Source organism: Maribacter corallii, assembly GCF_047345415.1.
In the GTDB taxonomy this organism is placed as follows: domain Bacteria; phylum Bacteroidota; class Bacteroidia; order Flavobacteriales; family Flavobacteriaceae; genus Maribacter_C.
On record NZ_JBLFEP010000013.1, the window covers coordinates 1 to 5,378 of the forward strand.

A 5,378-nucleotide genomic window follows, 5' to 3' on the forward strand; every position below is an offset into this window, starting at 1 on the left:
GGAATATATGCTTCCCAAATACTATGTGCAGATGGATTCATTTCCGTTGACCCCTAACGGCAAGATCGACCGCAGGGCCCTTCCCGACCCGGAGCTCACTACAAGTGATGATTATGTAGGGCCAACCAATGAGATTGAAAAGCAATTGATAGATGTCTGGAGTGATGTGCTTAAAATTGATGCTAAAGCTATTAGCATAAACGCTAATTTTTTCAAACTGGGAGGGGATTCAATAAAAGCCGCGAAACTAATAAGTAAAATTAATCGACATTTTAATATTCACTTGAAGCTTTCCCATTTTTATGAGAAGGGCGAATTCAGAAGCCTAGCTGAACATATATTAATAATTAAGCAAGTAGAAATATCTAAAAAAAACCTTACCAAGTTGGTTAAGATTAAACTGTAATAAAAAAATATCCATTAGCGGTAATCACAAAAACTGTTATCAGGTTCCTCTTTTAACAATCGTAACAAATCATCACTATAACATTAATTATAATATCCATGGAAGATATATCTAGGTTTTTATATAATCTGCGAAGAAATAAAAATATTTCAATAGCAGTTGATAATACTGAATTAATTGTATCTGGAGAAAAAGAACTCCTTGATGTTAAATTAACTGAAGAAATAAAGCGAAGAAAACATCAAATCATAAAGTATTTAGAATCACAGCAAAGGAATCCAGATATTCAAATTCCAGAATCCAAAATAAAAGAATACTACGAATTATCTTCTGCCCAAAGCCGGGTATATTTTGAAAAAGCATTAAATCAAGAATCGGTAGCTTATAATATACCTACCATATTAAAACTTGACGGTATGTTGAACTTTGAAAAATTTGAAAATACATTCAAAAAAATTATAGAACGTCATGAAATCTTAAGAACATCATTTAAGTTGATTAGAGGAGAGGTTTTTCAAAAAATTCATCCTACTGTTGAGTTCAAAATAAAACTTAAAAAAACAAAAAAATCAATAAACTCTTTGGTAAGCTCATTTATCAAGCCCTTTGAATTAAGTCAAGCCCCTCTATTCCGGATTGGGTTGTTTCAATTGGCACCAAATGACTATTTATTAATATTCGACATTCATCACATTATTACTGATGGTGTAACTAACACTCTTTTAATAAAAGAGTTTACTCAACTATACAACAATGAAGAGTTGCCAAAACCTAAACTTCAATATAGAGACTATTCCGAATGGCAGCAGAGTACAGAATATAAAAACATTGTTGCAAATCAAAAAAAATTTTGGCAAAACACGTTTAAAGAAAAAGCAACTACCCTCAAATTACCAGTTGATCGAGCTCGATATTTTGCAAAAAAACCTACCGCTGATCACGTAAATATAATCATAGATAGAAAAAAGACAGCAGCATTAAAAAGGGTAATTAAGGATTTGTCAACTACTCAATTTACAACATTGTTGTCTATTTTTTACATTGTACTTAGTAAATATAGTAATCAGTACGATATCATTATTGGAACTGCTTCAACCGGAAGAGCGAATGAAGAATTAGAAAAATCTTTTGGGATGTTTGTTAATACCATTCCATTGAGAAATTTTCCTAAAGTAGAATATAGTTTCAAAGGGTTCTTAGAAAATGTAAAGATAAGTGTAGCGCAATGTTTCGATAACGAAATGTACCAATTTGAGAATTTGATTAATGACCTAAAAATAGAAAGAGAACCTAACCGAAATCCACTTTTTGATGTTTTTTTCACTCATAGTAACTATGATCAAAATGAGTTAAAAATTCCGGAAATGACGTTCAAGCCTTATGGTGAAGGCTTAACAAAAACAAAATTTGACCTAGAATTAGCCTCTTTTGAATCAGATGGGCAGATTTTTTTAACTTTTATTTTTAACTCAAATTTATTCAATAAAGACACAATTGAGCGATATAGTAATAGCTTTCTTAAAATAGTGTCGCAAGTAATTCTAGATTATGAAATAAAGCTATCCGACTTTGATTTATTAGCAAAAGATGAAAAGAATCAAATTCTTTTCAATTTTAATAATACTCAGTTCAGCTATCCAAAAAATAAGACCATTATTGATTTGTTTGAAGAACAAGTTGAAAAAACTCCAACAAATGTTGCGATAGTAAATGGTAATAATAAAACAACATATGAAGAACTGAATAAGAAATCTGATCAACTGGCTATTTATCTTCAGCATACAGTAGGGGTTAAACCAGGAGATTTTGTTGGACTTTTACTTGATAGGGAAGAGGAATTAATACCCTGTATATACGGAATACTAAAATCGGGTGCTGTATATGTGCCTCTATCGACAACCAACCCCTCAGCGCGACTGAATTCAATAATTTCGGATGCTGGATTAAAATGGCTTATAACACGTACGGATTATATTGATGATTTGGGAATTAAGATGGAATCGGGGTTACTAGATTTAAATTTAATATTAGAAAAAATCCAGGTACAGACATTTGAAAAAAACCTCAGGGGACCAAAAGGAAATGACCTAGCGTATGTTATATATACTTCCGGATCTACAGGCCATCCAAAAGGAGTAATGATTGAACATCATTCTGTAGTCAACAGGCTTTTATGGATGCAGCATGAATATCCTTTGAGCGAGAGAGATGTTCTTTTGCAAAAAACACCCTTAGCCTTTGATGTTTCAATATGGGAGTTATTTTGGTGGTCATTTACCGGAGCAAGTCTTTATATCTTACCTCCGAAACAAGAAACAAATCCAAAGAAGATTATTCAAGCTATCGAAAAACATAAGATTACAACAATTCATTTCGTGCCATCAATGTTGAGTGTTTTTTTAGATTATGTTGGGGACGATTATCATCAAGTAAAAACACTGAATAAAATTTTTGCTAGCGGTGAAGCTTTGCAAGTTAAACATGTAAATAGCCATAAAAAAATACTATATGCGCAAAATAATACAAGGTTAATAAATCTATATGGCCCTACCGAGGCAACAGTTGATGTATCTTATTATGAGTGTGATTTTTCAAAAATATATGAATCCATTCCAATTGGTCGACCTATACATAACACTCAGTTGTATGTTCTAGATGAAAATGGATATCCTTTACCTATCGGTGCCATAGGAGAACTATATATTACAGGGGTGGGTTTATCTAGAGGTTATTTGAATAAACCGAATCTGACAAATAACAGTTTCGTTTCAAATCTAGTTGATGAACAAAGTCTATTTTATAAAACCGGCGATTTGGCTTGTTGGCTTCCAGATGGGAATCTTAAGTATCACGGACGAGTAGACACTCAGGTAAAAATCAACGGTAATCGAATTGAGCTGGGGGAGATAGAATATGAGCTGCGACAAATAAACTCAATAAAAGAAGCCGCAGTAACCGTCCACCAGGGAAAGACTTTGGTAGCACATTACGTATCTGAAAATAAAATAGAAAGAGAAGAGTTTAGTAACTGTTTAAGTTTGAATCTTCCGAGTTATATGTTACCAGCCTATTATCTTCATAAAGAAAAAATGCCGCTTACCTCAAATGGTAAGTTAGATAGAAAACTTTTATCTGAATCGGAAATCGAATTTGAGTTAAACGGCATAGCTCCAACAAATGATTTGGAATACAAACTAATAAAGATATGGAGTAGCGTATTAAATATTTCCCATTTGGGTATTACAGATGATTATTTTGGTCTGGGAGGAGACTCTATCAAAGCCATAAAACTGATTTATGAAATTAACGAACAGTTAGGTTGTACGTTGGAACTAGCTGATTTATATAATTTCAAAACAATAAAATCAATTGGTGGTTTACTCATTAAAAATCAACACAAGGAAGTAAAGTTGTACTTGAATGCTGAAGAGGAAATTCGGCAGTTTCAGAAAGTCTATAAAGATAATAATGATTTTCATTCTCAATACCAAGAAGTATTCCCTATGAGTGGAATTGAAAAGGGTATGATTTTTTATACTATGCTTAAAGGAGAAAATGAGAGCTCTTTTGATAACATCCTATATCATGAGCAAAACTTCTATAATATCCCATATGCTAATTTTGATATCAATACATTCTATAAAGCGCTGGAATTGATGACTGATAAACATGATACTTTGAGAAAAGTTTATGACCTTGATAATTTCGCTCATATTATATTAAAAAAGATTGAACCTGAAATAGAGTATCTCGATTTAACCAGTTATTCTCATGTAGAGCAGGAGCAAATTTGGCAAGAAAAGATAAATTCTGGGAGATTAAGGGCATCCGGTAAATCGGGAGAGCTATTATGGTGGATGACTTTCTTAAAAATATCCGACGATTTTCACTATTTGCTTTTTGATATGCATCATTCTGTATTTGATGGATGGAGTTTACACTCTTTTTTAACTGAACTGAACAATATCTATCTAAAATTACTAGAAGATATTGATTTTGTTCCTGAAAGACTGGAATGCACATATGAGAATCATATTCTTGGTGAAATAGTTGATTCAAATCAAATTTTGAGTTTAGACTATTGGCAAAATGAATTGGATGGTTACAACCGTTTTCCTTTTTTTAAAATTTCCCAAGAGCATCGATTCATAACAAAGTATTTTCCAATGGACCCCAAGTTAAAAATCGATTTGAAGTTGTTGGCAACTAAATTGGATACTACAATAAAGGATCTATGTTTTTCGGCTTTCGCGTTTACAATGAGCATGTTGGCTCATATTGATGATTTTGTCGTGGGTTACTCCACAAACAATAGACCCCTAACAAAAGATGGCGAGAAAATTTTGGGATGTTTTATTAACCAAATCCCCTTTCGCGTGAATATACCTTCAGAAGGAAGCTGGAGTGATTTTATCCAAACTATGGGTAAAAAAAATAAGAAGCTAAAGTCTCATGAAAGAATGCCATTCTATAAAATTTTGGAATCAATAACTGAGGAACCTTCTGAAGAATGGGTCAACCCCGTATTTGACCTTGCTTTTAACTATATAGATTTTTGGGTAATAGGAGACTTAATCTCACCTGCCAATGTCTCTCAAGAAAATCCAGGATTTTGGCATGATGGCAATGATGTGAATCAAAATACTTTGTTTGATTTTCATGTAAAGACAACAATGGACACATTTACGGTTGTAATGGAGTATTCGACCACAATTCTCGATGAGGGAATGATATATAAAATTTTTAAATATTTTGAAAGTACTCTAAATCAATTCGTGAATCACTCTGAGGATCGTTTAAGTAAGGATATAATTCTTTCGGATGTTGAGCGCGATGAGCTTTTGCACGTTTACAATGATACGGCGGTGGCCTATCCTTTGGACAGGACGGTCATCGACCTTTTCGAGGACCAGGTCGAGAAGGCTCCTGATAATGTAGCTGTGAGTTACCTTTCCTCTGAGCTGAGTTATAT

At 33.0% G+C, this 5,378-nt stretch carries 2 protein-coding genes; both read left to right on the plus strand.

The window, feature by feature from the left end:
• A partial coding sequence (locus ACKWCA_RS23845) for a phosphopantetheine-binding protein (protein WP_413980761.1) occupies positions 1 to 406 on the plus strand: 406 nt, incomplete at its 5' end.
• Between the two features lie 98 nt (positions 407 to 504).
• Positions 505 to 5,378: amino acid adenylation domain-containing protein (locus tag ACKWCA_RS23850; protein WP_413980762.1), on the plus strand; the 4,874-nt coding region annotated here is incomplete at its 3' end.